The sequence below is a fragment of the Kineococcus sp. NPDC059986 genome (genome assembly GCF_040702905.1).
Taxonomy (GTDB): domain Bacteria; phylum Actinomycetota; class Actinomycetes; order Actinomycetales; family Kineococcaceae; genus Kineococcus.
Window position 1 is genome coordinate 21,951 of record NZ_JBFBND010000017.1, and the last position, 23,393, is coordinate 45,343.

The 23,393-nt window shown below is 73.5% G+C and carries 23 protein-coding genes; 9 read left to right on the plus strand and 14 right to left on the minus strand.

The window, feature by feature from the left end; all coding sequences use genetic code 11:
- Positions 1–42 precede the first annotated feature (42 nt).
- Entirely contained in the window at positions 43–1,419 is a 1,377-nt protein-coding gene (locus AB0637_RS14110) for an MFS transporter (protein WP_366173046.1), read from the plus strand.
- A 4-nt stretch (positions 1,420–1,423) separates the two neighbouring features.
- Here AB0637_RS14110 and AB0637_RS14115 read toward each other — a convergent pair whose 3' ends face one another.
- Both AB0637_RS14115 and acnA read right to left on the minus strand, forming a co-directional pair.
- Positions 1,424–2,920 carry a hypothetical protein gene (locus AB0637_RS14115; protein ID WP_366173047.1) on the minus strand — a complete coding sequence of 499 codons (1,497 nt, stop codon included), beginning with the start codon at positions 2,918–2,920 and terminating at the stop codon, positions 1,424–1,426.
- A gap of 82 nt (positions 2,921–3,002) precedes the next feature.
- On the minus strand, positions 3,003–5,792 hold the full coding sequence (gene acnA / locus AB0637_RS14120; protein WP_366173048.1) for an aconitate hydratase AcnA: 2,790 nt from the start codon (positions 5,790–5,792) through the stop codon (positions 3,003–3,005).
- A gap of 311 nt (positions 5,793–6,103) precedes the next feature.
- Here acnA and AB0637_RS14125 point away from each other — a divergent pair, with 311 nt between their 5' ends.
- On the plus strand, positions 6,104–6,286 hold the full coding sequence (locus AB0637_RS14125) for a hypothetical protein (protein ID WP_366173049.1): 183 nt from the start codon (positions 6,104–6,106) through the stop codon (positions 6,284–6,286).
- A gap of 30 nt (positions 6,287–6,316) precedes the next feature.
- Here AB0637_RS14125 and AB0637_RS14130 read toward each other — a convergent pair whose 3' ends face one another.
- The gene (locus AB0637_RS14130) at positions 6,317–7,693 is read right to left on the minus strand and encodes a TRAM domain-containing protein (RefSeq protein ID WP_366173051.1); all 1,377 of its coding nucleotides are present in this window, start codon (positions 7,691–7,693) and stop codon (positions 6,317–6,319) included.
- Complete coding sequence (locus tag AB0637_RS14135; protein WP_366173052.1) at positions 7,690–9,765, minus strand: APC family permease; 2,076 nt, start codon at positions 9,763–9,765, stop codon at positions 7,690–7,692. Before AB0637_RS14135 ends, AB0637_RS14130 begins: the two co-directional genes overlap by 4 nt.
- A 39-nt stretch (positions 9,766–9,804) precedes the next feature.
- Here AB0637_RS14135 and AB0637_RS14140 point away from each other — a divergent pair, with 39 nt between their 5' ends.
- The 3 genes from AB0637_RS14140 to AB0637_RS14150 are packed head-to-tail and all read left to right on the plus strand — an operon-like array spanning position 9,805 to position 13,587.
- Entirely contained in the window at positions 9,805–10,470 is a 666-nt protein-coding gene (locus tag AB0637_RS14140; protein WP_366173053.1) for a TrkA family potassium uptake protein, read from the plus strand.
- Positions 10,470–11,129 carry a TrkA family potassium uptake protein gene (locus tag AB0637_RS14145; RefSeq protein ID WP_366173055.1) on the plus strand — a complete coding sequence of 220 codons (660 nt, stop codon included), beginning with the start codon at positions 10,470–10,472 and terminating at the stop codon, positions 11,127–11,129. The genes AB0637_RS14140 and AB0637_RS14145 overlap by 1 nt, the downstream gene beginning before the upstream one ends.
- Positions 11,130–11,169: 40 nt before the next feature.
- A complete protein-coding gene (locus AB0637_RS14150) occupies positions 11,170–13,587 on the plus strand; it encodes an excinuclease ABC subunit UvrA (RefSeq protein ID WP_366173056.1) in 2,418 nt (805 codons plus the stop codon).
- On the opposite strand, the gene AB0637_RS14155 is transcribed toward AB0637_RS14150, so the two are convergent.
- Entirely contained in the window at positions 13,538–14,362 is an 825-nt protein-coding gene (locus AB0637_RS14155) for an alpha/beta fold hydrolase (protein ID WP_366173057.1), read from the minus strand. The two genes, AB0637_RS14150 and AB0637_RS14155, sit on opposite strands and share 50 nt — an antisense overlap.
- A gap of 76 nt (positions 14,363–14,438) precedes the next feature.
- Positions 14,439–14,981, minus strand: coding sequence for a phenolic acid decarboxylase (locus AB0637_RS14160; RefSeq protein WP_366173059.1), 543 nt, complete (start codon positions 14,979–14,981; stop codon positions 14,439–14,441).
- A gap of 57 nt (positions 14,982–15,038) precedes the next feature.
- Here AB0637_RS14160 and AB0637_RS14165 point away from each other — a divergent pair, with 57 nt between their 5' ends.
- Together AB0637_RS14165 and trmB are read left to right on the plus strand one after the other, a co-directional pair.
- A complete protein-coding gene (locus AB0637_RS14165; RefSeq protein WP_366173060.1) occupies positions 15,039–15,488 on the plus strand; it encodes a MarR family transcriptional regulator in 450 nt (149 codons plus the stop codon).
- Positions 15,489–15,607: 119 nt separating this feature from the next.
- A complete protein-coding gene (gene trmB, locus AB0637_RS14170) occupies positions 15,608–16,303 on the plus strand; it encodes a tRNA (guanosine(46)-N7)-methyltransferase TrmB (protein ID WP_366173062.1) in 696 nt (231 codons plus the stop codon).
- 1 nt (position 16,304) lies between these two features.
- Here the strand turns inward: trmB and AB0637_RS14175 are convergent, their stop codons facing one another.
- The 5 genes from AB0637_RS14175 to dut all read right to left on the minus strand — a co-directional run bounded on the left by AB0637_RS14175 (position 16,305) and on the right by dut (position 18,970).
- A complete protein-coding gene (locus AB0637_RS14175) occupies positions 16,305–16,454 on the minus strand; it encodes a hypothetical protein (RefSeq protein ID WP_366173063.1) in 150 nt (49 codons plus the stop codon).
- 55 nt (positions 16,455–16,509) lie between these two features.
- Positions 16,510–17,163, minus strand: coding sequence for a DUF3159 domain-containing protein (locus AB0637_RS14180; protein ID WP_366173064.1), 654 nt, complete (start codon positions 17,161–17,163; stop codon positions 16,510–16,512).
- Entirely contained in the window at positions 17,163–17,573 is a 411-nt protein-coding gene (locus AB0637_RS14185) for an OB-fold nucleic acid binding domain-containing protein (RefSeq protein ID WP_366173065.1), read from the minus strand. The genes AB0637_RS14180 and AB0637_RS14185 overlap by 1 nt, the downstream gene beginning before the upstream one ends.
- 69 nt (positions 17,574–17,642) lie before the next feature.
- Positions 17,643–18,479, minus strand: coding sequence for a DUF3710 domain-containing protein (locus tag AB0637_RS14190; protein ID WP_366173066.1), 837 nt, complete (start codon positions 18,477–18,479; stop codon positions 17,643–17,645).
- Complete coding sequence (dut, locus tag AB0637_RS14195; protein ID WP_366173133.1) at positions 18,476–18,970, minus strand: dUTP diphosphatase; 495 nt, start codon at positions 18,968–18,970, stop codon at positions 18,476–18,478. Before dut ends, AB0637_RS14190 begins: the two co-directional genes overlap by 4 nt.
- Positions 18,971–19,628: 658 nt before the next feature.
- On the opposite strand from dut, the gene AB0637_RS14200 reads away from it, so the two are divergent.
- Positions 19,629–20,141 carry a DUF3093 domain-containing protein gene (locus AB0637_RS14200; protein ID WP_366173067.1) on the plus strand — a complete coding sequence of 171 codons (513 nt, stop codon included), beginning with the start codon at positions 19,629–19,631 and terminating at the stop codon, positions 20,139–20,141.
- On the opposite strand, the gene AB0637_RS14205 is transcribed toward AB0637_RS14200, so the two are convergent.
- Complete coding sequence (locus tag AB0637_RS14205; RefSeq protein ID WP_106206830.1) at positions 20,116–20,415, minus strand: DUF4193 domain-containing protein; 300 nt, start codon at positions 20,413–20,415, stop codon at positions 20,116–20,118. The genes AB0637_RS14200 and AB0637_RS14205 overlap by 26 nt on opposite strands.
- 534 nt (positions 20,416–20,949) lie before the next feature.
- Between AB0637_RS14205 and AB0637_RS14210 the strand changes: the two genes are divergently transcribed.
- Positions 20,950–21,249: a hypothetical protein gene (locus AB0637_RS14210; protein ID WP_366173068.1), complete on the plus strand. Its 300-nt coding sequence runs from the start codon at positions 20,950–20,952 to the stop codon at positions 21,247–21,249.
- An 80-nt stretch (positions 21,250–21,329) separates the two neighbouring features.
- Here the strand turns inward: AB0637_RS14210 and AB0637_RS14215 are convergent, their stop codons facing one another.
- On the minus strand, positions 21,330–22,157 hold the full coding sequence (locus AB0637_RS14215) for an inositol monophosphatase family protein (protein ID WP_366173069.1): 828 nt from the start codon (positions 22,155–22,157) through the stop codon (positions 21,330–21,332).
- A gap of 3 nt (positions 22,158–22,160) precedes the next feature.
- A complete protein-coding gene (locus tag AB0637_RS14220; protein WP_366173070.1) occupies positions 22,161–23,291 on the minus strand; it encodes a ferrochelatase in 1,131 nt (376 codons plus the stop codon).
- Positions 23,292–23,393: the final 102 nt, after the last annotated feature.

The window sequence follows — 23,393 nt, forward strand, 5'->3', positions numbered from 1 at the left end:
ACGATCGGCGGCGACGCCGTCCCCGAGAGACCTGGACCGACGATGTTCACGGAGACCCCCCGCCCCGGCCTCGTGCGCGAGCACCCGTGGGCCGGCTGGTTCGCCGTCGCCACGGTGTGCTTCGGGGCCTTCATGGGCCAGCTCGACGCCAGCATCGTCACGATCACGTTCCCCGCCCTCGAACAGGAGTTCTCCGCGCCGTTGGCGGCCGTGGAGTGGGTTTCGCTGGCCTACTTGGTCACCCTCGTGGGACTCGTCGCCGCGGCGGGGCGGATCGCGGACGCCGCCGGCCGCAAACTGTTCTACCTGTACGGCTTCGCGGTGTTCACGGCCGCGTCGGCGGCCTGCGCGCTGGCCCCCGGGCTGGGCTGGCTCGTGGGGTTCCGCGTCCTGCAGGCCGTCGGTGCGGCGATGCTGCAGGCCAACAGCGTCGCCCTCGTCGTGACGAGCGTGCCGCGCGAGCGGATGCGGGCCGCCCTCGGTGTGCAGGCGGCGGCGCAGGGGCTCGGTCTCGCGCTCGGGCCCGTGCTGGGCGGGGTGCTCGTCAGCACCGTCGGCTGGCGGTGGGTGTTCTGGGTCAACGTTCCCGTCGGCGTCGTGGCGCTGGTGGCCGGCCGCTTCCTGCTGCCCCGCAGCCGGCAGCGCAACCCCCTGGGACGCTTCGACGGACGTGGTCTGGCCCTGCTGGCCGGGTCCTCGACGGCGCTCCTGCTGGGCGTCTCCGTGGCCTCCGGGCTGCCGCTGCCCGGGTGGGTCGCCGCCGTGCTCGTCGTCGGGGCGCTGGGTGGAGCGGCGTGGTTCGTCCGCACCGAACGCCGGGCGGACAGTCCCCTCGTCGACCCCGAGGTCCTCGCCTCGCGCGCCGTCCGGGACGGGTTGGTGGGGGCCCTGTGCGCCTACCTGCTCCTGTTCGCACCCCTGGCCCTGTTCCCGCAGGTCCTCGGGGTGCACGGCGCCGCGGGCCTGGTCCTGACGGCCCTGCCCGCGGGGTTCGCCGTGACGGCCGTGGCCGCCGAACGGCTCGTGCCCCGGACCTGGAGCCCCCGCACGCGGGCGTTGGTCGGTTCCGGCGGCTGCGCCGTCGCCGCCGGGGCGCTGCTCGCGGCGCCGGGGTCGGCGGGCTGGGTGGCGCCCTGGCTCGCGGTGCTGGGGCTGAGCCTGGGCGTCTACATCCCCGCGAACAACTCCTCCGTCATGGCGGCCGTCCCCGCGCGGATGGCCGGCACGGGCGGCGGGTTGGTGAACATGGCCCGCGGCCTCGGGACGGCGTTCGGCGTCGCCGTCGTGGCGCTCGCCCTGCACCTGACCCCGGGTGGCGGCGGCGCGCCCGACCTGCAGGCCGCGCGGGTCTGCCTCGGTGCCCTCGTGCTCGCGGCCGCCGTCGCCGCGGTGAGCAGCCTCGGGGCGCGCCGACCGTGACCGATCAGGACCCCGCGCGGAAGAGGACCAGGACGTCCTTCGTGCGCCAGGTGCCGGCCGTCGTCGTCCACTGGGCCACGCCCTGGGGCGGGGGCACGGCCGCGCTGCGCCAGCGCAGCACCCACGGGTCCGGCTGCACGGGACCGGGATCGCGGCGGGCGTAGTTCCACTCGAGCAGCTGCCGCAGGACGGGGTCGGCCTCCTGCGTGCGGGCGCGCACGAGCGGTTCCAGGACGGCCGGGTCGGAGAACTGGTCGACGATCTCGCAGTTGCAGGAGTACGCCAGCAGCCCGATCTCCCCCGGCGCGGTGACGCGCTCGCCGCCGACGATCCGGCCGACGTCGGCCCCGATCGCCCGGTACTCCGCGGGTGTGGCGAAGTTCCCGAAGACCGGCGGGTACGCCCACGGCAGCGGCAGGGCCGCCGCCGGCACCGACGCGGCCAGCCCGCCGACCGCCGCCAGGGCGGTGACGACGGGCAGGACGCGGCGGGCCCGGTCGCGCAGCAGGACGCCCAGTCCGAGCAGGGCGACGAAGGACAGCGAGGCCGCCGGCGGCACGTAGTACCACTGGTACGGCGGGACGCCGAGGACGCTGTAGACGCCGAAGTAGGCGACCCCGCCCAGTCCCGTCCCCACGAGGCCGCGGCGCACCGGGTCCCGGTGGCGCAGCAGCGCGAGGACCAGCACGAGGAGGACGAGAACGCCGAGGACCGCGCCGGCGACCCCGACCGCGACGGCGACGGGCGTGTTCGGCCAGTAGTGCGTCCACAGGCCCCGCAGGTACGTGCGGTCGGGCCCGAAGTTCTTCTGGTTCGTCTTGATGACGAACGTGTCGGGGATCGCCGAACCGAGGAACCACCAGCTCACGGCGAACCACGGCAGGCACACCGCGAGGCACGTCAGGACCGCGACGTGCAGACGGCGCAGCACGGGTCCGCTGACGAGGGCCAGCAGGACGACGAACACGACCGTGTCGAGGCGGGCCAGCAGCGCCAGCCCGGCGACGACGCCGTACAGCGCAGGCCGTCCAGCGACCCCGGCGGCCAGCAGTGCCGTCACGGCGGTGAAGACGAGGACGACCTCCAGGCCCAGGGCCGAGACGAGCAGCGGGTTGGCCAGCACGACGACGACGGCCGCGGCCGCCCACCACGCCGAGATCCCCGCGCGCCGCGTCACGACCCCCGCGCACCCGGCGGCCACCGCGACCAGCACGGTCGTGACGACCCCGAGGGCCAGTTCACCGTCGGCCCCCGCGAAGGGGCCGACCACGAGGAACCCCAGGGCCAGCAGGCCGACGTTCAGCGGGGAGGTCGCGGCGTTCGACGTGATCCCCGGGGTCATGCCCCAGTGGAAGTGCTCCGCGAGGTTCCGGGCGTAGGCGAGCGTGATGTAGCTGTCGTCGATGAGCCCGCGGGAGGTGGTCCAGGACAGCAGGACGCCGACGAGGGCGCCGAAGAGCGGCAGGACCACCCGGGAGGAGGGGCGAGGGGGTGCGGGCACGGGCTGCATCCCACCACAAACCCGGGCACGACGACGGCCGCCCCCCTTCCGGGGGACGGCCGTCGGGTCGGGCTGGTGGTGCTCAGGCGCTGGTCAGCGACCGCAGCACGTACTGCAGGATCCCGCCGTTGCGGTAGTAGTCCGCCTCACCGGGGGTGTCGATGCGGACGACCGCGTCGAACTCCACGGTGCCGCCGTCGGTCTTCGTGGCGGTCACCTTCACCGTGCGGGGCGTGCGGCCCTCGTTGAGCTCGGTGATGCCGGCGATGTCGAACGTCTCGGTGCCGTCGAGGCCGAGGGAGGCCGCCGACTCCCCCTGCGGGAACTGCAGCGGGACGACCCCCATCCCGATGAGGTTCGAGCGGTGGATGCGCTCGAAGCTCTCGGTGATGACGGCCTTGACGCCCAGCAGCGCGGTGCCCTTGGCCGCCCAGTCGCGCGAGGAGCCCGAGCCGTACTCCTTGCCGCCCAGGACGACGAGCGGGATGCCCTGCGCGGCGTAGTTCTGGGCCGCGTCGTAGATCGACGTCTGCTCGCCGCCGTTGGTGAAGTCGCGGGTGAACCCGCCCGAGACACCGTCGAGGAGCTGGTTCTTCAGGCGGATGTTCGCGAACGTCCCGCGGATCATCACCTCGTGGTTCCCGCGGCGCGAGCCGTAGGAGTTGAAGTCCGTGCGCTCGACACCGTGCTCGGACAGGTACACACCGGCAGGGCTGTCGGGCTTGATGGACCCGGCCGGGGAGATGTGGTCGGTCGTCACGGAGTCGCCGAGCAGGGCGAGGACGCGCGCGCCGGAGATGTCGCTGACGGGCGACGGCTCGGCCTGCATGCCCTCGAAGTACGGGGGCTTGCGGACGTAGGTGGAGTCGGCGTCCCACTCGAAGGTGTTGCCCTCGGGCGTGGGCAGACCCTGCCAGCGCTCGTCACCGGCGAACACGTCGGCGTAGTCCTTGACGAACATGTCCTTGCTGATGGCCTCGCCGATGACCCGCTCGACCTCGGCCGCGTCGGGCCAGATGTCGCGCAGGAACACGTCCTGGCCGGACTCGTCCTGGCCGATGGGGTCGTTCTCGACGTCCCAGTCCATCGTCCCGGCGAGGGCGTAGGCGATGACCAGCGGCGGGGAGGCAAGGTAGTTCATCTTGATGTCCGGGTTGATCCGGCCCTCGAAGTTGCGGTTGCCGGACAGCACCGCGGTGACCGCGAGGTCGTTCTGCTGCACGGCCGCCGAGACCTCCTCGGGCAGGGGGCCGGAGTTCCCGATGCAGGTCACGCAGCCGTACCCGACGAGGTGGAACCCGAGCTTCTCCAGGTACGGGGTGAGCCCGGCCTTGTCGTAGTAGTCGGTGACGACCTTGGACCCGGGGGCCAGCGAGGTCTTGACCCAGGGCTTGCGGGTCAGGCCCTTCTCGACCGCGTTCTTGGCCAGCAGCGCGGCGGCGACCATCACCGAGGGGTTGGACGTGTTGGTGCAGCTCGTGATCGAGGCGATCGCGACGGCGCCGTGGTCGATCTCGGTCTGCGTTCCGTCGGACATCGTGAGGGCGACGGGGTTCGACGGGCGGCCGCTGGCCTTGCCCGGGACCTGCGGTTCCCCCCCGGCGTTGCTGCCGCTGGCCGACGGGGCGTCGGAGGCCGGGAACGTCTCGGCGAGCGCCTCGTCCTGGGCCGACTCGGGCGTCACGTAGTCGCCGAGGGCGGCGCGGAACGCGGCCTTGGCGTCGTCGAGGACGATGCGGTCCTGCGGGCGCTTGGGGCCGGCGATGCTCGGCACGACCGTGGACAGGTCCAGCTCGAGGTACTCGGAGTACTTCGCCTCGACCGCCGGGTCGTGCCAGAGGCCCTGCTCCTTGGTGTACGCCTCGACGAGCGCGACCTGCTCGTCGCTGCGGCCGGTGAGGCGCAGGTAGTCCAGGGTGACGTCGTCGATCGGGAAGATCGCCGCGGTCGAGCCGAACTCCGGGCTCATGTTCCCGATGGTGGCGCGGTTGGCCAGCGGCACCGAGGCCACGCCCTGGCCGTAGAACTCCACGAACTTTCCGACGACGCCGTGCTTGCGCAGCATCTCGGTGATCGTCAGGACGACGTCGGTCGCGGTCGCGCCGGGCGGGATCGCTCCGGACAGCTTGAACCCGACGACGCGCGGGATGAGCATCGAGACGGGCTGGCCGAGCATGGCCGCCTCGGCCTCGATGCCGCCGACGCCCCAGCCGAGGACGCCGAGGCCGTTGACCATCGTGGTGTGCGAGTCGGTGCCGACGAGGGTGTCGGGGTAGGCCTGCAGCTCCGAGCCCACCTGGCGCGGGAAGACGACGCGCGCGAGGTGCTCGATGTTCACCTGGTGCACGATGCCGGTGCCCGGCGGGACGACCTTGAAGTCGTCGAACGCCGTCTGGCCCCAGCGCAGGAACTGGTAGCGCTCGCGGTTGCGGCCGTACTCGATCTCGACGTTCTTCTCGAACGCGTCGGGGCGCCCGAAGACGTCGGCGATGACCGAGTGGTCGATGACGAGCTCGGCCGGGGCCAGCGGGTTGACCTTCGTCGGGTCCCCGCCCAGGGCGCCGACCGCCTCGCGCATGGTGGCGAGGTCGACGATGCAGGGCACGCCGGTGAAGTCCTGCATGATCACGCGCGCCGGCGTGAACTGGATCTCGGTGTCCGGTTCGGCGTCGGGGTTCCAGTCGGCCAGGGCGCGGATGTGGTCGGCGGTGATGTTCGCGCCGTCCTCGGTGCGCAGCAGGTTCTCCAGGAGGACCTTCAGGCTGAACGGCAGCGCCGCCGCCCCCTCGACCTTGTCGAGGCGGAAGATCGTGTAGTCCGTCCCCGAGACTGTTAGGGTAGCCTTCGCTTCGAAGCTGTTGTGGCTGCTCACCGGGAGCTCCTCACTCGTCGTCCGACGTCGTCGCGTCGCACCGCGCCGTCGTCCTTGCCGTGCTGTCGTGGCGATCTGCTCGATGGTCCCACCGGCTGTGGTGGTCCCGACCCGCGGGGTGGACCCTCACGAGCATTTCTCTCGACATCAAGATACCACCGGACGTGGCTCCGGTCCCGGAACGACGTGCCGTGGCGCACGGCGACGGACCACCCGGACGGGTGCACTCGGATGCAGCACGGTCGGCTTGAGTCGGATCACTCTGGGTCAGCACAGTGGAGGCACGCCCCGAACCGCCTCTGGAGGACCCGATGCCCCTGCTCTCCCGTCGCCCCGACCGCTACGTCCCCCGCCACTCCACGCGCGAGGTGTTCCACGCCTGGCAGCCCGAGACGGTCGTCGACGTGACTCGCGGCGACTCCCCGACGGACGTGCTGGAGAGCGTGCTGGAGGCCCTCGACGGACTCGACGCCCGCGAGCGCGCATCCGTCTGAGGCCTCCTGCCGCAGCACCCGACGAGCGGGTCAGCGCACGAAGCGCGCCACGCACTCCACGTGGTGCGTCATCGGGAAGAGGTCGAAGGCCCGCAGGCCGTCGAGCCGGTACCCGTGCTGGGCCAGGAACGCGGTGTCCCGGGCCAGCGCCGCGGGGTCGCACGCGACGTAGGCGACGGCCCGCGGCGCGAGCGCCGCGATCTGCTCGACCACGGCCCGCCCCGCCCCCGAGCGCGGCGGGTCCAGGACGACGAGGTCGGTCCGGCGGCCGGCGAGCTCGTCGTCCGCCAGCGCCTCCTCGACCGACCCCGCCCACAGCTCGACCTGGGGGTGCTCGTGCAGCGAACGCCGCGCGTCGCGCACCGCCCGCTCCTCCCCCTCGACGGCGAGGACGGAGCCGTCGGGGCCCACGGCCTCGGCCAGCAGCGCCGTGAACAGCCCGACCCCCGCGTACAGGTCCAGGGCCTGCTCCCCCGCCCGCGGTTCCAGGGCCGCCAGGACGGCCTCGCCCAGCAGGCGCGGGGCCGCCGGGTGCACCTGCCAGAACCCCGCCCCGCCGACGCGGAAGACGTGCTCGCGCCGGGTGTCGCCCACCTGGACGTCCACGCGCTCCCCCACCCACGTGCGACCCGAGACCCGGTGCAGGCCCTCGGGCGTGCGCACCGCGACGGAGGCGTCCGGCAGCTTCGGCACGTGGGCGTGCGTGCCGGGCAGCGGGTCCACGACCACGAGCGGCGGCGCACCGTCGGAACCGGCCGCGACCTCGACCGTCCCGACGTTGCCGAAGCGGGCGCCGAGCACGCCCGAGCCGACGACGGCCTCGGTGCTGATGGGACAGTCCTGCAGCGCGACGACCTGGTGCGAGCGGTGCGCCCGCAGCCCCGGGCGGCCCTCGGCGTCGACCGCGAACTGGGTGCGGGTGCGCCAGCGGAGCCCGTCCGCCCCCGGCAGGGGCGCCTCCTCGACCGTCACCTCGACGTCGAGGTGGGCGAGGCGGCGGAACTGCTCGGCGACGACGGCGGCCTTGAGGGCCCGCTGCCGGGCGGGGGTGACGTGCTGGAAGTCGCAGCCGCCGCACAGGCCGGGAGCGGCGACGGGGCACGGCGGCTCCACCCGGTCCGGGTCGGCGGACAGCACGCGCACGGCGTCGGCCCGCCAGAACGAGGCGCCCTCGGCGCCCTCGGTGACCCGGGCCACGACCCGCTCGCCGGGCAGCGCGTGCCGGACGAAGACGACGCGGCCCTCGTACCGGGCCACGCAGTGGCCGCCGTGCGCGACGGGGCCGACCTCGAGCTCCAGCTCGGTCCCCCGGGCGTCGGGGCCGGCGGGGGGCGCGGGCCGGGTGCGCCGGGCGCGGGCGGGTCCTCGGGCGGGGCCTCGGGCGGGTCGGGACGGGGGGTTGCTCACGGGGTCTCCTGCTGGGTGCTGGTCGGGCCGGTGCTTCCGGCGGGGCCGCGGTCGACGGGGCCGGGACCGAAGGTGCCGCGGCGGACGGTGCCGGGGGCCTGCCGTTCCAGGCGGTCCTCCAGGCCGGCCGAGCTGGACAGCTGCCACGGCACGCTCGCGACCATGACGCCGGGCTGGTAGCGCAGCCGCGCCCGCAGGCGCAGCGCGGACTGGTTGTGCAGGAACGTCTCCCACCAGTGCCCGACGACGTACTCGGGCACGTAGACGATGACGAGGTCGCGCGCGTAGCGGGCCCGCAGCGCCTTGACGTGCTCCACGACGGGCCGGGTGATCTCCCGGTACGGGGAGTCCAGGACCGTGAGCGGCACGGGCACGCCCAGGGCCTCCCAGCGCTGCTGCAGCGCCGCCGTCTCCTCGGGGTCGACGGCCACGGTGACGGCCTGCAGGTCCGTCGGCTTGGCGGCGCGGGCGAAGGCGAGCGCCCGCAGCGTCGGCTTGTGGATCTTGGAGACGAGCACCACCCCGCGCACACCCGTCGGCAGGGCCTTGGCCTTGGCGTCCGGGGCGACCTCGATCTCGCGGCTGACGGAGCTGTAGTGCCGGCGGATGAGCTTCATGTTCACGAACACGACGACCATCGCGAGGATCGCGATCCAGGCGCCCTGCGTGAACTTGGTGAGCAGGACGATCACCAGCACGGTCGCCGTCAGGCCCAGGCCGATGCAGTTGATGACGCGGGAGCGGCGCATGCGCGCGCGGGCCGCGGGGTCGGTCTCGGTCCTCAGGTGCCGGTTCCAGTGCCGGATCATGCCGGTCTGGCTCATCGTGAAGGACACGAAGACCCCGACGATGTAGAGCTGGATCAGGCGGGTGACCTCGGCGTCGAAGGCGAGGATGAGGACGATCGCGGCCACCGCGAGGGCGATGATCCCGTTGGAGAAGGCGAGCCGGTCCCCGCGCGTGTGCAGCTGCTTGGGCAGGAAGCCGTCGCGGGCCAGGATCGAGCCGAGCACCGGGAAGCCGTTGAAGGCCGTGTTGGCGGCCAGGACGAGGATGACGCCGGTGGCGGCGGTGACCACGTAGAAGGCGACCGGGAAGTGGTCGAAGATCGTCGCCGCGAGCTGGCCGATGACGGGGTCCTGCACGTAGCTGCCCCCCACCGGCACGCCGTTGCGCAGCAGCTGGTGCTCGGGGTCCTCGGCGAAGCGGACACCCGTGAGGTTCGCCAGCGCGACGATGCTCACGAGCATCGTGACGCTCGTCAGGCCGAGCAGGAGCAGCGTCGTGGCCGCGTTCTTGCTCTTGGGCTTGCGGAAGGCCGGCACGCCGTTGCTGATGGCCTCGACGCCCGTCAGGGCCGCGGCGCCGGAGGAGAACGCCCGCAGGACCAGGTAGGCCCCCGCCAGGCTCGTCAGCCCCCCGGAGATGTCGTGCTCGGCCGTCAGGCTGAAGGCGGCGCTCGGGGCCTTGGGCAGGTCCCCGAACAGCAGGCGGCCGAAGCCCCAGGCGGCCATCCCGAGGATCGAGGCCATGAAGATGTAGGTCGGGATCGCGAAGGCGGCCCCGCTCTCCCGGATGCCCCTGAGGTTGACCGTCATGAGCACCAGCACGAGGACGACCGCGAAGAGGGCCTCGTGCCCGCGCAGGGCGGGGATGGCGGCGGCCGCGTACTGCGCCCCCGAGGAGATCGACACCGCCACCGTCAGGACGTAGTCCACGAGGAGCGCGCTGCCCACCGTCAGGCCCGCGTTGGGCCCGAGGTTGACCGTCGCCACCTCGTAGTCGCCGCCCCCGGAGGGGTAGGCGTGCACGTTCTGCCGGTAGGAGGCGACGACGACGAACATCACGACGACCACCCCCGCCGTGATCCACGGCGAGAACGAGTACGCCGCGATCCCCGCGATGGAGAGCGTCAGGAAGATCTCGTCGGGCGCGTAGGCGACGGAGCTCAGCGCGTCGGAGGCGAAGACGGGCAGGGCGATGCGCTTGGGGAGCAGCGTCTCGGACAGGCGTTCGCTGCGGAACGGACGTCCGACGAGGACGCGCTTGACCGCATCGGTCACAGAGGGCACGTCTGCCGATGGTAGGCGCAAGACGGTAGCGTTCGGGACGTGCACTTCGTGATCATGGGCTGCGGCCGGGTCGGTTCGAGCCTCGCGCTCACCGTCGAGCAGCGCGGGCACAGCGTCTCGGTCGTCGACCAGAACGTCGACGCCTTCCGCCGGCTGGGCCCGACCTTCTCCGGCCGCCGCGTCACCGGCGTCGGCTTCGACCACGACACGCTCGTCGAGGCCGGCATCCACGAGGCCGGCGCCTTCGCGGCGGTCTCCTCGGGCGACAACTCCAACATCCTCGCCGCCCGCGTGGCGCGGGAGAAGTTCGACGTCCAGAACGTCGTGGCCCGCATCTACGACCCGGGTCGCGCCGAGGTCTACGAGCGCCTCGGCATCCCCACGATCGCCACCGTCCGCTGGACGGCGGACCAGGTGCTGCGCCGGCTCGTCCCCGAGGGCGCCCTCAGCGAGTTCCGCGACGCCTCCGGGCGTGTCGTCCTCGTCGAGCTCCCCGTCCACGAGGGCTGGGTCGGGCGGCCCCTGTCCGCCCTCGAGGCCGCCGCCGGGGTCCGCGTCGCGTACCTGACCCGGCTGGGGCAGGGCGTCGTGCCGGTGAAGGGCATGGCGTACCAGGAGGACGACGTCGTGCACGTGGTCGTCGCCGACGAGCGCACGACGTCCGCCGCGGCCGTGCTGGCCGCCGCACCGGAGGAGGGGGCCTGATGCGCGTCGTCATCGCCGGGGCCGGGATCGTCGGCCGGTCCATCGCCCGCGAGCTGCTGGGCAACGGCCACCGGGTCCTGCTCATCGACCGCAGTCCCGCGGCCATGAAGATCACCAGCGTTCCCGACGCGCAGTGGCTGCTGGCCGACGCGTGCGAGATCTCCAGCCTCGACGAGGCCGAGCTGGCCGACTGCGACGTCGTCGTGGCCGCCACGGGCGACGACAAGGCGAACCTCGTCGTCTCGCTGCTGGCCAAGACGGAGTACGGCGTGCCGCGCACGGTCGCCCGCGTGAACAACCCCAAGAACGAGTGGCTCTTCGACGAGGCGTGGGGCGTGGACGTGGCCGTCTCGACGCCGCGGCTCATGACGGCCCTCGTCGAGGAGGCCGTGAGCGTCGGCGAGCTCGTGCGGCTCTTCACGTTCCAGCAGGGGCAGGCCTCGATGGCCGAGTACACCCTCGAGGAGGGCAGCCCGGTCCTGGGCCGCACCGTCGGGGAGGTCCGGCTGCCCGAGGACACCGTGCTCGTGGCGATCGTCCGCGCGGAGCGGCCGCTGCCGCCGAGCCCGGACGACGTCCTCGAACCCGGCGACCACCTGCTCTTCCTGTCCGTGCCGGACGCCGAGGCCGAACTGCGCACCATCCTCGCGGCCGGCTGAGGGGCTCCCCCGCGGCGGCCGCGGCTGCCAGGATCGGTCCATGAGCGCGCACCCCGCCGACCGGCACGACACGATCCGGGTCCACGGGGCGCGGGAGAACAACCTGCGCGACGTGAGCGTCGACCTGCCCAAGCGCCGGCTCACGGTCTTCACGGGGGTGTCGGGGTCCGGGAAGAGCTCGCTGGTCTTCGGCACGATCGCCGCCGAGTCCCAGCGCATGATCAACGAGACGTACTCGACGTTCGTCCAGGGGTTCATGCCCGCGCTCGGCCGGCCCGACGTCGACGTCCTCGACGGCCTGACGACGGCGATCATCGTCGACCAGCAGCGCATGGGCGGCGACGTCCGCTCGACCGTCGGCACGGCCACCGACGCCAACGCCCTGCTGCGCATCCTCTTCAGCCGCCTCGGGGAACCCCACGTCGGCGGCCCTCAGGCGTTCTCCTTCAACGTCGCCTCCGTCTCGGCCAAGGGCGCCATGACGGTCGCCAAGGGGGCCGGGCAGAAGAAGGTCGTGGCCGACTGGTCGCGCACGGGCGGGATGTGCCCGCGCTGCGAGGGCCGCGGCGCGGTGGACGACCTCGACCTCACGGAGCTGTACGACGCGGCGTTGTCCATCAACTCCGGCGCCATCAAGGTGCCGGGGTACACGATGGACGGCTGGTACGGCCGCATCTACAACGGGTGCGGGTTCTTCTCCTGCGACGAGCCGGTCGAGAGGTTCACGAAGAAGGAGCTCGACGCGTTCCTGTACGCCGAGCCCGTCCGCATCAAGGTCGACGGCATCAACGTCACCTACGAGGGTCTCGTCCCGAAGGTGCGCAAGTCGATGCTGTCCAAGGACGTCGACTCCCTGCAGCCGCACGTGCGGGCCTTCGTCGAACGCGTCGCCACGTTCACGACGTGCCCGGACTGCGACGGGACCCGCCTGGCCGAGGGCGCGCGGAACTGCCGCATCGGCGGGGTGAGCATCGCCGACGCCTGCCGGATGCAGGTCACCGACCTCCTGGAGTGGGTGCGCGGGCTGGACGAACCCTCCGTCGCCCCGCTGCTGGGCAACCTCGCCGGGGTGCTCGCGGCGTTCGTCGAGATCGGTCTGGGCTACCTCTCGCTGGAACGGCCCGCGGGCACGTTGTCCGGCGGGGAGGCCCAGCGCGTGAAGATGGTGCGCCACCTCGGGTCGGCGCTGACGGACACGACGTACGTCTTCGACGAACCCACGACGGGCCTGCACCCGCACGACGTGACCCGCATGAACGACTTGCTGCTGCGGTTGCGGGACAAGGGGAACACCGTGCTCGTCGTCGAGCACAAACCCGAAGTGTTCGCCATCGCCGACCACGTCGTGGACCTCGGTCCCGGCGCGGGGTCGGCGGGCGGGACGATCTGCTACGAGGGCTCGTACGCGGGCCTGCGCGACAGCGGGACGGTCACCGGCCGGCACGTGGACGACCGGGCGCGGCTGAAGACGGAGTTCCGCACCCCCACGGGTTCCCTGCCCGTCCGCGGCGCATCCACGCACAACCTGCGCGACGTCTCCGTCGACCTGCCGCTGGGGGTCCTGCTCGTCGTGACCGGGGTCGCGGGATCGGGCAAGAGCTCCCTCGTGCGCGGGTCGGTCTCTCCGCTGGAGGGGGTCGTGACGGTCGACCAGAGCCCGATCCGGGGGTCCCGGCGCAGCAACCCGGCGACGTGGACGGGGCTGCTGGAACCGGTGCGCAAGGCGTTCGCGAAGGCCAACGGCGTCAAACCCGCGTTGTTCAGCGCGAACTCCGAAGGGGCCTGCCCCACGTGCAACGGGGCGGGGGTCGTCTACACCGACCTCGCCGTCATGGCCGGGGTCGCGACGACGTGCGAGGACTGCGAGGGGCGCAGGTTCCAGGCCTCCGTGCTCGAGCTGCGGCTCGCCGGGCGGAACATCGCCGAGGTCCTGGCGATGCCCGTGGAGGAGGCCGTGGAGTTCTTCGCCGACGGTCCGGCCCGGACCCCCGCGGCCCACGTGCTGCTGCAGCGGCTCGCGGAGGTCGGGCTCGGTTACCTGACGTTGGGCCAGCCGCTGACGACCCTGTCGGGCGGGGAGCGTCAGCGGCTCAAGCTCGCGACCCACATGGGGACCACGGGCGGGGTCCTGGTCCTCGACGAACCCACGACGGGGCTGCACCTGGCGGACGTCGAGCACCTGCTCGGACTGCTGGACCGCCTCGTGGACTCCGGGACGTCGGTGCTCGTGGTGGAGCACCACCAGGCCGTCATGGCCCATGCCGACTGGATCGTCGACCTCGGACCGGGCGCGGGCCACGACGGCGGGACGGTGGTGTTCGAGGGCACCCCGGCCGACCTCGTGGCCGCGCGTTCGACGCTGACGGGCGAGCACCTGGCCCGCTACGTCGGCGCCCCCGAGGCACCCGTCACGGCTGCAGGAAGGCGGCGATCTCCTGCGCGAAGCGGGGGTCGCTGAACGCCGTGGCGTGGTCGCCCGTGACCGGCTGGACGCGGGCGCCGGGAACGGCGTCGGCGAGCACCTGCGGCCGCACGGCCAGGGGGTCCTCGTCGCCGGCCACGACGAGCGTGGGCACCGCGATGGCCGCCAGGTCGATGGGTGAGGCGTGCACGACGTCGGCCTGCGCGGCCAGGGCCAGCAGGTCGTTCCCGGTGGAGGCCGCGAACATCCGGAACCCCTGCAGCAGGTCGTCCCCGAGCTCGCCGGGGTCGGACGCGCGCAGCGCCCTGGCGAGTTCGGAGGACGGCAGGGCGCGGGTGTCGACGCCGCCGACCTCGACGATCCCGGCCCCGACCCCGCCGACCACGAGGCGGCGCAGGCGGTCGGAGTGCCGGGAGGCGAAGATCAGGGAGACGACGGACCCCATCGAGTACCCGGCGAGGTCGACCTGCGCCAGGCCGAGGGCCTCGAGGACCTCCAGCACGTCCTGGGCCATCCGCGTCTCGCCGTAGAACGCGTTGTCGTGCGGGGCGTCGGAGGCGCCGTGCCCGCGGGCGTCGACCGCCAGCACGCGCCGGCCCTGGGCCAGGAGCGTCTGCGGCAGGCCCGAGCGCGGCCACTCGACGAACGCGCTGGCGCTGAAACCGTGGTGCAGGAACACGGGCAGGGCCTCGGCCGTCCCGGCCCACTCGTAGACCGTCAGCGTCAGGCCGTCGGACGTCGGCAGGCGGTGGGTGTGGTCCGGGGCCCGGAGTTCCGGGACGTCGGGCTGCTCGGGTGCGGGGGTGCTCACGGTTCCTCCGGGGGTTCTCAGGTGGGGCGGGACCACGGTAGGGCACTGACAGGAAACCTGCCATCGCCCGGTCGGGTCAGTTCGTGCGTCGGACGAACTCCGGGTCGAGGTCGGCCGGGGCCACCGAGACGACCGAGTCGTCGTCCGCACCCACGTGCTCGAACAGGGTGATGCGGGCGAACTCGGGGACGACGTGGATCGGGTACGTCGGGCCGGCATCGCGGAACGCGCGCATCCGGTCGAGGTGGTCGTTCTGGAACAGGACGGTCTTGGAGCCGTCCTCCTCGATCCAGCGGGGGAAGAAGATCGTGCCGTGCAGACGGCGCCGCTGCGGCATGACGTTGACCACGACGGAGGTTCCGGTGGGTTCGTTCCAGGAGACCTTGAAGCTGTCCTCGTCGAGCTGGACGAGGTCGACGGTCTGGTCCTTGACCCAGCGGCCGCCGACCATCCCGGAGTGGATGCGGTAGTCGATGGTCGTGGCGTTCTTGACGTACATCTCGTACTGCCAGCCGTTGGCGTAGGTGTAGACGAAGCGGTGCCCCACGATGCCCGAGAGGTCCTGCGGCGGGACGGGGTGCTCGACGGTCGTCGTGACCTGGAAGTCGGTGGTCGTCATGTCTTCTATTTTGCAGACAAAACTCACGAGGGCAACCCGACGGTGCACGATGGGCGCGTGACCTCCCCCACGTCCGGCGCCCCACTCGCCCGCCGGCTCGGGCCGCTGCTGGGACCCCTGCGGCGCACCGTGCTGCGTCGCAGCCGCGACCTGGCCGCCCTGCCGGACCTGCCGGAGGCGCAGGTGGAGCTCCTGCGCGTCCTGGCCGACGACGGGCCGCAGAGCCCCAGCGGGCTGGCCGACCGGCTGCACCTGGCCCGGCCCACGATCAGCAACCTGCTGCGGACCATGACGAGCGCCGGACTCGTGGACCGCTCCCCCGGCGCCGGTCGCGCCGTGGCCGTCAGCGCCACCGGGCACGCCCTGGAACTGCTGCGCCGCTACGACGCAGCGAGCGCGCGGACGCTCGAACGGGCGCTGGGCCACCTGGACGCCGGGGACCGCGCCGCGCTCGCGGCCGCCCTGCCCGCGCTCGACCGCCTGCTGGCCGCGCTCGGCGACGACTGAAGCGACCCCTGCGCGAGCCCCGCGCGGCCCCCGGAGGTCCGGGTCGTCGTCACGGAGCGCCGGACCCACCGGCCCGTCGTGACGACGAGCCACCCCGCCGGGTGCCCGAGAATGGGGCGGTGAGCGCCTCCCCCGTCCCCGCCGGAACGCCCGTGCAGTCCTACAAGCTGCGCCGGGGCCGGATGGGGATCGAGCGGCAGGAGGCGCTGGCGAGGCACCTGCCGCGCTTCGCGGTCCCGGCCGGGCCGGGGCGTCTGGACCTGCAGCACCTGTTCGGGAACGACCACCCCGTCGTCCTGGAGATCGGCTCGGGCATGGGGGACGCGACGCTGGCGATGGCCCAGGCCGATCCCGGCACCAACGTCCTCGCCGCCGAGGTGCACACCCCCGGGATCGGGGCGCTGCTGCAGGGGATCGTCGAGCTCGGGCTGGAGAACGTCCGGCTGCTCGAAGGGGACGGGCGGGAACTCCTCGACGCGCGCATCGACTCCGGGGCCCTCGCGGGGGTCCGCGTGTACTTCCCGGACCCCTGGCCGAAGGCCAAGCACCACAAGCGTCGCCTCGTGCAGCCGGAGTTCGTGGCCCTCGTGGCCGACCGGCTGGCGCCGGGTGGGACGTTGCACTGCGCGACCGACTGGGAGCCCTACGCAGAGCAGATGGTCGACGTCGTCGCCGCGGACCCCCGCTTCGCGCTCGACCCGGACCGGTCGCGGCCGGACTGGCGACCGCTGACCCGGTTCGAGAAGCGCGGCCTCGCGCTCGGCCACGTCGTCACCGACGTGCTGGCGCACCGGGTCGACCCCGGTCGCGGGTGAGTCAGTCGGCCTTGACGAGCCGGCGGCGCTTGACGGTCCAGCCCTCGGGCATCGTGCCCTCCTTGAGCATGCGCAGCGGGCAGCGTCGGCACTTGTCCTTCGACTCGCAGCACTTGGACTTCGGCCAGAGTTCCTTGTTCTTCTTGCCCACGCGCAGAAGGTAACAGGTTCAAGCTAGGTGAGCCTCACCACACCTGCCGGACGGGTCAGCGCTGCGGGACCTGCAACGGTGTGCGTCCCTTGAGCAGCATGCCCCCGGCGACGGCCAGGCCCAGCAGGAGCAGCGGCCAGCCCAGCGCGAGCTTGGCGACGGCCAGGCCCGTCGTGTTGTCGGCGAGGTAGAGCGGCAGCTGGACGGCCACGCGCAGGACGTACCCGGCCAGCAGCAGGGCCGTCAGCTTCTGGCACAGCGCGACGATCCCGCGGTCGCGGCGCCAGGCCGTGGGCTCCTCCGTCACGGCGCCCACGAGGAACCCCACGACGGGCCAGCGGGTCACCATCGAGACCGCGAACGCGACGGCCAGGGCCAGGTTCAGCAGGATGCCGGGGAGGAAGACGTCCTGCGCGCGCCCCGTGCGCGAGGCGATGAAGGCCGCCACCGCGGTGACGAGGATGCTGCCCAGGGCGAACTGGACGGTCTCGCGGCGGGCGATGCGCACCACCAGGGCGACGAGCATGACGGCCAGCGACGCGCCGACCGACGTCCACAGGTCGCTCGTCGTCAGCCAGGCGATGAGGAACGCCAGAGGCGCGACGGCGGAGTCCACGAGCCCGCGCCAGCCGCCGAGCGCGGTCGACAGGCGCAGCCGGACGAGCTCCTCGACCGTCTGCGGACCCTCGGGCGCGGACGGGACCGCCACTAGGCCTTCTCGGCCGTCTCGGTGCAGACGAGCTCGTAGACCGGGTTGAAGATGACCCGCTGCCCGTCGTCGCAGGCCACGAGGCCCTTGGCCTTCACACGCCGGCCGGGTTCGACGCCGGCGATCCGGCGACGTCCGAGCCAGACGAGCTGCACCGACCCCGACCCGTCGAAGAGTTCGGCCTCCAGTGCGGGGACCCCGCCGCGCGGACGCAGCGTCACGGACCGGAGCGTCCCGCAGACGCACGCGCGCGTGCGGTCGGGGACCTGGTCGCAGGGCGTGCCGCCGTAGCGCACGGCGTCCTCCTGGGCCTCCTCCGCCGCGAGGTCGGAGTTCGACGCGGTGAACCGCGCCAGAGCACGACGCCAGAGGGGCGCCCCCAGCACTGAGGACTTCGACACGGCACTCACAGTAGGCCCTCCCGATCGCCTGCAGGTCCCAACGTCACCCACCGGGGTGGTGTTCCGGCGGGTCCGACGTCAGCGGACCTCGGTGATCTCGGGTCCGCGCTCGAACGGCTTGAGGTCGTCGCGGCCCGCAGTCTCCTCCGCCGCCGGTTCCGTCGGCTCCGGCTGCTCGGGCAGGGACAGGGCGATGAGCTCACGGGGCGCCATGGCCTCGTCCCCACGCACGACGACCGTCTCGCGGACGACGCTCTCGAGCTCGGCCGCCGCTTCGCCGTCGTGGGCCGCGTGACCGCTGAAGACGGCGCGCAGGAACCAGCGGGGCCCGTCGACCCCGGCGAAGCGCGCAGGCTGGTGGGCGGTCCGGCCGTCCTCCGTGCGCACCGGCAGCCGGCACAGGAGTTCGCGGCCCAGCGGACCGTCCTGCTCGTCGGCGGTGCCGCCCTGCTGGACGACGGCCTCGGCGATCTCGGCGCGGATCTCGTCCCACACCCCGCTCGAGCGCGGCGCGGCGAAGGCCTGCAGCTGGACCGTGGACCCGCCGAGCCCGACCGTGACGGCGATGACCCGGCCCGACCCCTCCTCGACCTCGAAGCGCAGCTCCATGCCCTCGCGGCCGACGAGGCTCAGCCCGCCCAGGGTCAGCCGCCCGTCGGTCCCGTCGACCTCGCTGACGTCGAACGGGCCGCCGGAGCGGTCGAAGGCCTCCGGCGCCGGGGTGGTGCGCGCCGGGGCGTCGGCCTCCGCGGCCGCGCGGGCCTCGGGGTCGTCGACGACACCGGAGGCGGCGGTCGCCGGTTCGGCCCCGGCCTCGGCGGTGGTCACCGTGGTCGCGTCGACGGCGTCGACGGCGTCGTCGGTCGGGTCGGTCGGGGTGCTCTCGGCGACCTTGCGGCGGCGGAAGAGGCTCACGCTCGCTCCTTCGGGGTGGGGGTGTCGGTGGGCGGGGTGGTGGTGGGCGTGCCGAGGGCGTCGCTGCCGCCGGTGGAACCGTGCCCGCCCGCACCGCGCGCCGAGGTGGGCAGCTCCGGCACGGGGACGAACCGGACGCGCTCGACGCGCTGGACGACGACCTGCGCGACGCGGTCCCCCGCGCGCAGCTCGACGGCCTCGCGCAGGTCGGTGTTGAGCAGGGTCACGCGGACCTCGCCGCGGTACCCGGCGTCGACCGTGCCCGGGGAGTTCAGGACCGTCAGGCCCCGCTTGGCGGCCAGACCCGACCGGGGGACGACGAAGGCGACGTGCCCCTCGGGCAGTGCCAGCGAGACGCCCGTCGGGACGGTGACCCGCTCACCGGGGCCCACGACGACGTCGACCCGCGTCGTCAGGTCGGCACCGGCGTCGCCGGGGTGGGCGTACGTCGGCAGGGCCTCGGGGACGGCGAGGAGGGTCGGCACCGCCAGGGACGCCTCGGGAGTGGCCTCCGGAGACGGCGCGGGGGGTCCCGGAACCTCCTCGGCCTGCGGGAACGCGTCGGTCACGGGGCTCGACCCTACCCGTCACGCAGCGCTCGGTCCCGCCCGTCCCCGGGTCGGGCTGGGGCGGGGTCGGGTCGGGTGCGCGTCGGGGCGTCGGCGGTGTTCATGGGGTGGGTGGGGCCGGGCGTGGGACCGGGGTGCACGTCGCCACCGCGACGTCGGAGCCGCACCCACAGCTGCACCCATGTCGGGCCAGGCCTGGGACCGGGCGTGGGACCGGCGTCGGAACACCGGTGGGTGTCCCCGTGGGTCCAGCCAGATCGCGGGCGTGGGACCGGGGCCTGGGACCGGGGTGCACGTCGTCACGGCGACGTAGGAGCCGCACCCACACCTGCACCCACGTCGGGCCGGGCGTGGGACCGGGCGTGGGGTCACCGACGGGTGCCCCGAGAGCGTCGCCAGGACGACGCGGAAGGGACATCCACGCCTCACGCCACGTCGATGCACCGACGGGTGTCCCCGTGAGTGACCCGTGAGTGACCCGTGGGTGACCCGTGGGAGACCGGTCCGGTCCCGCCGGCACGTCACCGCGCCCCGGCACCTCAGGAACGGGAGCCCCAGGAACCCGTGCGACCCTGGGCACGTGTCGAGCGCGACCCACCCCTCCCCGCCCCAGCAGCCCGCCGACGGCCCGGCCGACGGCCCCGTGTGGGACGGACGGGAGACGTGGTGGCCCGCCGTCACCTCGTGGTTGTCGTGGCTGCCCGCCGTCGCCGGCGGTGCGCTCATCGCCCTGCCCATCTGGGGCGAGACGGGGGCCCTCGTGGGGGCGGTCGTGGGGGCGCTGCTCGCCGTGGGTGTCCTGCTGAGCCTGTCGTGGACCACGCGCCTGTCCGACGAGGAGTTCCGCGTGGGGCGGGCGCGGCTCCCGCTGGACGTCGTCTCCGGCGTCGACGTCATCGCGCGCCAGGAGCGGCGGGCCGCCCTGGGGCCCGGGCTGGACGCCCGGGCCCACCTGGCGATCCGCTCCTGGATCGGACCCGCGGTCCGGATCCACCTGGACGACCCGGCCGACCCCACCCCCTACTGGGTGGTGTCGAGCCGTCGTCCGCAGCGCCTGGCCTCCGAGATCAGGCGGCGCAGTCGTTGCAGATGATCCGGCCGTCGCCGGAGTCGTGCAGCTGGCTGCGGTGCACCACCAGGAAGCAGCTGGTGCACGTGAACTCGTCCTGCTGGCGCGGGAGGACCCTCACCGACAGCTCTTCGTTCGACAGGTCGGCACCGGGCAGCTCGAAACCCTCGGCCGCCTCCGTCTCGTCTTCGTCGACGGCGCCCGAGCTCTTGTCCGTGCGACGCGCCTTGAGCTCCTCGATGGAGTCCTCGTTCAGCTCGTCGTCGTTCTTGCGCGGTGCGTCGTAGTCGGTCGCCATGACCTCGCCTCACACTCCATGCCTTCTCGGCGTCCGTCGTCCTCGTCGTGCAGGACGTGCTGGTGTTCCTGCTTCTTCCGCCGGTTCCCGCGCGTCGTGCCGGCACCGGGTCCCCGGTGCGGCGGGGACAACGTCCCGACCGCCCGTTCCATGCCCGGGACCAGTTCCTTCCCGCCCCCTGCGTCCACCCGTGCTGCGCACGAGCGAGCACGCATCATGACCTACCCACGGCGCGGACTCGAACGGGGGCGGGTCGCGTGTCGCGCCGCAACCCCCCGGGACCGCGACCACCCGAACGGGCCAACGCACCGGAACCACGTGTCGCGTGCGTCACTTCCGCGCTCGGGCAACGGCTTTCACGGATGCGCCCGTTCGGGGGTCTGTCCACAGCCGGGACACCCTGGGAGTTGGACGAGCGGCCGCCGAGCCGTAGTCTGCTCGCGTCCCCGCCGATCCGGTCGTCCGTCCCGCGCCTACCGCCCGGGACGGAGCTCACGACCGCGAGGAGCTCCCGACGCCCCGCAGGGAGGTGCCGTGCCCGTGCACGAACCCCGCACGTCCGTAGAGACCTCGCCCACGTTCGTGGCCGAGCTGTCCGACCGCGTCCAGCGCACCCGCGTGACCATCGACACCGCCGCCGCCGCCGGCGACGACGACCTCGCGCAGGCTCTGCTGGACGACCTCGAGGCCCTCGTGGACCTCGCCGCCGCGCACGACGTGGCGCTGCCCGACACCGTCGCGTACCTCGCCAGCCGGCAGGGTCGCACCATCGACGTCCGCCACAGCGGCGTCGACAGCCCCGTCCACGCCGGCGCGGAGTGCGCTCCGGCCTGAACTCCACCGCGTCCCCGCAGGGACCGCACGCGAAGAGCCTGACCCTCCAGCGGAGGATCAGGCTCTTCGTCGTCGAGGGCTCAGCCCAGGCCGAGGGTCTCCCGCAGGACGGGGTGCAGGGCGGTCCCGGCGGCGATCAGGCCGTGGGACCCCGCGGGTCCCCCGGCGAAGTCGGTGACGACGGCCCCGGCCTCCTGCGCCACGAGCCACCCCCCGGCGAAGTCCCACGCGTTGAGGCCGAGCTCGTAGTAGGCGTCCACCCGGCCCGCGGCCACGGCGCACAGGTCCAGCGACGCGGTGCCGATGCGCCGCAGGTCGCGGACCTGGGGCAGCAACCTCGCGACGACGGCGGCCTGCTCGGCCCGGCGCTGCGCGTCGTAGCCGAAGCCCGTCGCCAAGAGCGCGTGGCCCAGCTCCGGACCCGCACCCGCGTGCAGCGCGTGGGTCCCCCGCGCGTCCGTCAGGGTCGCCCCGCCGCCGGCGTGGGCCGACCACGTCTCCCCCGCGGACGGGTCGACGACGGCCGCCGCGAGCACCGTCCAGGTCGCGGGGTCGGGGTCGCCGGCCGGGTCGTGGGAGACGACCGCGACGCTGACGGCGTAGGACCGCAAGCCGTAGAGGTAGTTGACCGTGCCGTCGATGGGGTCGACGACCCAGGTGATGCCGTTGCTCCCCGCCTCGTACCCCTCCTCCTCACCGAGCAGGCCGTCGTGCGGGCGGGCGGCCCGCAGCCGCTGCCTCAGCAGCTGTTCGGAGGCGGTGTCCATCGCGGTCACGACGTCCGTGGGGCTCGACTTCGTCGCCGCGACCTCCACCCGGTCGGGGCGACCGGCCGAGATCAACTCACCCGCGGCCGTCGCGACCTCGACGGCCAGTCGCCGCAGCTCGGCGTGCCCGGACTCGCCCACCGGTCAGGACCCGGCCGGGACCGGGGCGCGCCAGTCCTCGCCCGTCGCGGCCGGCAGCTGCGCCCGCAGGTTCCGGCAGCAGTCCACGGGGCACACGGTGTGCGAGGGGGGAAGCCCGCCCGCCACCGGACGCTCCGGCTCCTCCCCCCGCGCCTGGGCCGCGCGCTCCTCCACGAGGTCGACCAGACCCGCGACGAACTGCGCCGTCGCACCGACCGTCGCGGCGCGGGCGAACGGCAGGCCGATCTCCTCGGCGGTCTCGGCCGCCTCGGTGTCGAGGTCGAACTTGACCTCCATGTGGTCGCTCACGAACCCCACGGGGGCCACGACGACGCCGGGGACCCCGTCGGCGTGCAGGGCCCGCAGGTGGTCGTTGACGTCCGGTTCCAGCCACGGCTGCGTCGGCGGGCCGCTGCGCGAGCAGTAGGCCAGGTCCCACGCGAGCTCGTGGCCGACGCGCTCGGAGGCGCGGCGGGCGACCTCGGCCGCGACGTCGAGGTGCTGACGGACGTAGGCGCCGCCGCCCGCGGCCGGCGGCCCCGAGACGTCGTTCATGGCGTCCGGGATGCTGTGGGTGACGAAGACCACACGCGCCTGCGCACGGGCGTCCTCGGGCAGCCGGTCGACGGCGTCGGCCACGGCCGCGGCGTTCACGTCGGCGAAGGCCGGGTGGTTGAAGTAGTGCCGGATCTTGTCGACCTCGAGGGTGCGGCCCTCCTCCGCGAGCGCCCCCAGGGCCTTGCCCAGGTCCTCGCGGTACTGCCGGCAGCTGGAGTACGAGGAGTACGCGCTCGTGAAGACGGTCAGCACGCGGCGTGCCCCGGACTCGTGCGCCTCGCGGAGCACGTCCGTCACGTAGGGGTCCCAGTTCCGGTTGCCCCACAACAGGGGCAGCCCGTCCAGGCCGCGCGCGTCGAACTCGGAGCGCAGGGCCGCGAGCAGTTCCTTGTTCTGGTCGTTGATGGGGCTCTTGCCGCCGAAGTGCAGGTAGTGCTGGGCCACGTCCTCGAGGCGCTCACGGGGGATGCCCCGACCACGCGTCACGTTCTCGAGGAACGGCATCACGTCGTCGGGACCCTCCGGCCCACCGAAGGACAGCAGCAGGACGGCGTCGTACGGCTTCGCGTCGCTCACGGCGCCATCATCCACTCACGGGGGCCCGACGCGCCCCCCGGCCCACCCTCGTCCCCGCACCAGCGCACGGGGTCGCGGCGGAGGTGGCAGAGTGCATCCGCG

Excerpts from the sequence above, each read along its gene's own strand:
- AB0637_RS14110 (WP_366173046.1), top strand. The coding sequence starts at position 43 with ATGTTCACGGAGACCCCCCGCCCCGGCCTCGTGCGCGAGCACCCGTGG.
- AB0637_RS14125 (WP_366173049.1), top strand. The coding sequence starts at position 6,104 with ATGCCCCTGCTCTCCCGTCGCCCCGACCGCTACGTCCCCCGCCACTCC.
- AB0637_RS14145 (WP_366173055.1), top strand. The coding sequence starts at position 10,470 with ATGCGCGTCGTCATCGCCGGGGCCGGGATCGTCGGCCGGTCCATCGCC.
- AB0637_RS14150 (WP_366173056.1), top strand. The coding sequence starts at position 11,170 with ATGAGCGCGCACCCCGCCGACCGGCACGACACGATCCGGGTCCACGGG.
- AB0637_RS14160 (WP_366173059.1), bottom strand. The coding sequence starts at position 14,981 with ATGACGACCACCGACTTCCAGGTCACGACGACCGTCGAGCACCCCGTC.
- AB0637_RS14205 (WP_106206830.1), bottom strand. The coding sequence starts at position 20,415 with ATGGCGACCGACTACGACGCACCGCGCAAGAACGACGACGAGCTGAAC.